This window comes from Arsenophonus nasoniae DSM 15247 (genome assembly GCF_000429565.1).
Classification (GTDB): domain Bacteria; phylum Pseudomonadota; class Gammaproteobacteria; order Enterobacterales; family Enterobacteriaceae; genus Arsenophonus; species Arsenophonus nasoniae.
In genome coordinates this window covers 575-5,124 of record NZ_KE386921.1, presented here as the reverse complement: position 1 = coordinate 5,124, position 4,550 = coordinate 575, and the positions used below count along the sequence as shown (strand labels likewise).

Sequence of the window (4,550 nt, the reverse complement as noted above, 5' to 3'; positions counted from 1 at the left end):
ATTTTCAGAACTGGCGGATTAAAGAGATTATAGATAAAAGTCCTGTTTACTATACCGATGGTGAGCCATGTGATATTCCCGCATCCACATGGCTAGATGTGAGGGTGGAGATGCCCGTTGATTCAATCTGGAATCAACATCAAGCACAAAACGAATAGCCCCATCACAGGGGCATCCTATTAGCAGCGTTGAGGGAAGTTGTTAACCTTAGTTTGTTGTTATCGCTACCAGTGCAAAAATAATCCATCCAGAGTAAAAATGGCAGTTTTAGGGTACTGCTGATGATTACGTTGGAGATCAAAGTAGAGATTTCGGTTTTACATCGCTAGGAATGTCTAAACGTTCGATTAAGCGATGGCTGCAAAAAAACTAGTTTTACTACGTTGATAAAGCAATTTTAGGAAACAGTCCTTATAAATGCATTATTTTTCCCCCGTATTAGGCAGATCAATATAATATCCCATTAATTCAGAGACATAAGAATAGCAAATTAAATAGATTGGTAGCAACAGACCAACTCTCCTTTATTGCGTCACAACAACCCACCCTTCCTACAATTCACCAACTGCTCATTGTCATGAGGAACGGCGCAGTGGCTTTATTTTAGCAGAGGTCATTATGGCATCCATCACACACTTGAATCGGTGCAAAGCAAAAGGCAAAACATTTTATTAGAGGCGATAAAAAATGCTGTCGGTAAGTATTTTCAGTAGAAGAGAGGTTTAATATGGAGGATATATTTCTGACTGTAAAGGAGACAAGTGAAAAATTAAAGGTCTCCGAAAAAACGATTAGAGATAAAGCCGTAAATGGAAAAATACCAGCATACAAGATTTTTGGTGAATGGCGCTTTAGCAGAAATGAAATTGATACTTTTATCCTGAACCAAAAAAACACGTCTTGTAAAACAGATCAATATATAGGTGATCATATATGTCAAAGCAAATCGTTTCAACATACAAGCGCGGGGAAATTTGGTGGTACTCCTTCACAACGCCAAACAAGCAACGAATACGCAAGTCTGCTAAAACTACCAATCAGCAAGAAGCTAAAGAATTAGCAGCGCTAGAATATAATAGCTATTGGCGAAATGAAAAATTAGGAGATGTAAGTTTTCATACATGGCAAGAAGCAGTGCTTTTGTGGCTTAATGAAAAACCTGAGCGTAAAGAAAATCGTAATATGTTATACGGACTTAGATGGCTAGATCAATACCTAGGCAAAACCAAGCTCATTGACATTAACAAATATTTAATTGATGAAATCAAAAAAACAAAACAAATCTCAGGAGTAAAAAATCGCACTGTAAATGCAGTGTTACAACAAATTAGAGTTGTGCTTAAATGTGCATATGAGCATGGATTATTAGATAAAATACCGCCGATTAAATTGTTGAAAGAACCAACCCGAAGAATACGTTGGTTAACAGAATATGAAGAAAAACGTTTAATGGTAGAACTACCGGAGCATCTGAAGCCTATTGTTAACTTTGCTTTGAATACAGGGTTACGTATGTCCAATATTACAAATTTAAAGTGGTCACAGGTTGATATCAATAGACGCCAAGCTTGGATTCATGCAGATGAATCAAAAACAAACCAAGCTATTGGCATTCCTCTGAATCAAGCTGCTTTAACAATAATACGGGAACAGCAAGGACATCACAGAGAGTATGTTTTTACTTATCAAGGGAATAGAATAAAAAACGCAGGTGCTAAAGGATGGCGAAAAGCAGTTTATCGAGCAGGGCTGGGCGATTTTCATTTTCATGACCTGCGTCACACATGGGCAACTCGCCACATAATGGCAGGAACCCCACTATACGTTTTACAAGAGCTGGGAGGCTGGAGCAAGGCAGACACCGTACGTAAATATGCACACCTTTCAACACAATTTTTGCAGCAACACGCTGAACGCATCGTTACTAGTGGCACAGATTTGACACAGAATAAGAGTTAAAAAAATATGAGGCCTACTTTTGGCCTCTTATCTTATTGAATAACATTAAAAATTTGGTGGAGCTAAGCGGGATCGAACCGCTGACCTCCTGCGTGCAAAGCAGGCGCTCTCCCAGCTGAGCTATAGCCCCTAACCAAAGCCTGTTAGGCGAGCGCATGATATGCAAGCTGAATAAAACTGTCAATCGATTAATATGAAAATAGCGTTTAACCGTTGAAAAAATGGTCATAAAGTCGGGTATAAAGAAAAAAGGCACAATAATAATGTGCCTTTGAGCTAATTTAATTCCATTAATTAGCGCTATTTTCACGCTCTTTAATATAAAGCAAAGCATTATCAATGCGTTTTAATGAACGAGTCTGGCCAATAGCATGTACAGTGGCATCAACACTCGGTGATTGGCCTGTTCCTGTCACGGCAACCCGTAGTGGCATACCCACTTTTCCCATCCCAATTTCAAGTTCTGCCGCCGTTGATTCAATTGCCTGATGGACATTTCCACATGTCCAATTGCTAATCGTTGCCAATTTTGCCCGAACAGTTTCTAAAGGTAAGTACGCTATTGGGCGTAGATGCTTTTTCGCTGCCTCGGCGTCGAACTCAGCAAAATCCTGATAAAAATAGTGACATGATGCGGCTATTTCTTTTAAGGTCTTACAGCGTTCACCGAGAAGCTTGACTAAATCTGCTAAGCTTGGCCCTATTTGGGTATCAATAGCTTGCTGCTCAATGTGCCATGCTAAATGAGTCGCAACATATTCGGCAGGTAGTGAATTGATATAATGATGATTAAGCCATAATAATTTGTCGGTATTAAAGGCACTGGCGGATTTGCTAATCGCATCTAGAGAAAAATAACTGATCATTTCATCACGGCTAAAAATTTCTTGATCGCCATGGGACCATCCGAGACGCACCAGATAATTTAATAAGGCTTCGGGTAGATAACCGTCATCGCGGTATTGCATAACACTAACTGCCCCATGACGTTTAGATAATTTTTTACCATCATCACCTAAGATCATTGAAACATGCGCATATACAGGTATTGGCGCGCCAAGGGCTTTTAATATATTAATTTGCCGTGGAGTATTATTAATATGATCTTCACCACGGATCACATGAGTGATTTTCATATCCCAGTCATCAATAACAACACAGAAATTATAGGTAGGAGAGCCATCGGTACGGCGTATAATAAGATCATCAAGCTCAAGATTACTAAATTCAATAGGGCCACGGATTTGGTCTTCAAAAATCACAGCGCCTTCTTGGGGGTTACGAAAGCGCACTACGTGAGGCTCATTCGGTGTATGATTATGAGCATGATCGCGGCAGCAGCCATCATAACGAGGTTTTTCGCCTCTAGCCATTTGCTCTTCACGTAAATTGTCTAGCCGTGTTTTAGAACAATAACAGCGATAAGCTGTCCCGGCGCTAAGCATTTGATCGATAACAGCATGATAACGGTCGAAGCGTTTAGTTTGGTAGTAAGGACCTTCATCCCAATTTAAACTTAACCAGTTCATTCCATCCATTATGGCGTCAATGGCAACTTGTGTTGAACGCTCAAGATCGGTGTCTTCAATACGTAAGACAAACTCGCCGTTATTATGTCGACTATATAGCCATGAATAGAGTGCAGTACGAGCGCCGCCGACGTGAAGATAACCAGTTGGACTTGGTGCAAAACGGGTTTTTATTTTATTCATTAGGATTGCCTTAATGACCTTTTTTATATCAAATCTAGTCAGTGATAAATTTACAATCCGTTATTTTATCACTGCAACTTAATTCCTCAATGCTATTAGCACGATATTCATACTTTATTTTGCTAATTTAGCAGTAAAAATGCTTAATTTTTCCTGATAGGATCTAGACTAAATAAGTTTAAATAAATATTATTTTGCGTCGATAATATTAGGTGCATCTTGCTTAATTTTGCAACGAACGAATATTTTCCTTTGAAAAACCGTTGACTCATGCAGAACTATCCCTATAATGCACCTCCATCACGACGGGCGATTAGCTCAGTTGGTAGAGCATCTCCCTTACAAGGAGGGGGTCATCAGTTCGAATCTGGTATCGCCCACCAATTGTTGTGATGATTTTATTATGATTGGGCGATTAGCTCAGTTGGTAGAGCATCTCCCTTACAAGGAGGGGGTCATCAGTTCGAATCTGGTATCGCCCACCAATCATAATTAAGAATCATGCTTAAGTAAAAGTGTTGTCTGTTTGTTATGAATGGGCGATTAGCTCAGTTGGTAGAGCATCTCCCTTACAAGGAGGGGGTCATCAGTTCGAATCTGGTATCGCCCACCAATCATAATTAAGAATCATGCTTAAGTAAAAGTGTTGTCTGTTTGTTATGAATGGGCGATTAGCTCAGTTGGTAGAGCATCTCCCTTACAAGGAGGGGGTCATCAGTTCGAATCTGGTATCGCCCACCATTCAGGTCAGAAATACAGCATTATTTGTTTAAGTTATTTATAATATGTTTTGCTATTAATAGGGTCGTTAGCTCAGTCGGTAGAGCAGTTGACTTTTAATCAATTGGTCACAGGTTCGAATCCTGTACGACCCACCAT

The 4,550-nt window shown here is 39.7% G+C and carries 3 protein-coding genes, 6 tRNA genes and 1 pseudogene; 8 read left to right on the top strand and 2 right to left on the bottom strand.

Features of this window, described 5'->3' with window-relative positions:
• Positions 1 to 17: 17 nt before the first annotated feature.
• From G468_RS25595 to G468_RS0119260, 3 genes and pseudogenes are all read left to right on the top strand, one after another.
• Positions 18 to 158, top strand: a complete 141-nt coding sequence (locus G468_RS25595) for a phage tail fiber protein (protein WP_478209564.1) — start codon at positions 18 to 20, stop codon at positions 156 to 158.
• A gap of 569 nt (positions 159 to 727) precedes the next feature.
• A pseudogene (locus G468_RS25535) lies at positions 728 to 877 on the top strand (helix-turn-helix domain-containing protein); the annotation flags it as partial.
• A gap of 56 nt (positions 878 to 933) precedes the next feature.
• Positions 934 to 1,959, top strand: coding sequence for a tyrosine-type recombinase/integrase (locus G468_RS0119260; protein ID WP_026824312.1), 1,026 nt, complete (start codon positions 934 to 936; stop codon positions 1,957 to 1,959).
• Between the two features lie 54 nt (positions 1,960 to 2,013).
• Here the strand turns inward: G468_RS0119260 and G468_RS0119255 are convergent.
• Both G468_RS0119255 and gltX read right to left on the bottom strand, forming a co-directional pair.
• Positions 2,014 to 2,089 (bottom strand) — tRNA-Ala (locus G468_RS0119255).
• Between the two features lie 160 nt (positions 2,090 to 2,249).
• Positions 2,250 to 3,671, bottom strand: a complete 1,422-nt coding sequence (gltX, locus tag G468_RS0119250) for a glutamate--tRNA ligase (RefSeq protein WP_026824311.1) — start codon at positions 3,669 to 3,671, stop codon at positions 2,250 to 2,252.
• A gap of 307 nt (positions 3,672 to 3,978) precedes the next feature.
• Here gltX and G468_RS0119245 point away from each other — a divergent pair.
• The 5 genes from G468_RS0119245 to G468_RS0119225 all read left to right on the top strand — a co-directional run bounded on the left by G468_RS0119245 (position 3,979) and on the right by G468_RS0119225 (position 4,549).
• Positions 3,979 to 4,054, top strand: a tRNA-Val gene (locus G468_RS0119245).
• A 26-nt stretch (positions 4,055 to 4,080) separates the two neighbouring features.
• A tRNA-Val gene (locus tag G468_RS0119240) sits at positions 4,081 to 4,156 on the top strand.
• A 52-nt stretch (positions 4,157 to 4,208) separates the two neighbouring features.
• Positions 4,209 to 4,284, top strand: a tRNA-Val gene (locus G468_RS0119235).
• A 52-nt stretch (positions 4,285 to 4,336) separates the two neighbouring features.
• A tRNA-Val gene (locus G468_RS0119230) sits at positions 4,337 to 4,412 on the top strand.
• A gap of 61 nt (positions 4,413 to 4,473) precedes the next feature.
• Positions 4,474 to 4,549, top strand: a tRNA-Lys gene (locus tag G468_RS0119225).
• Position 4,550 lies beyond the last annotated feature (1 nt).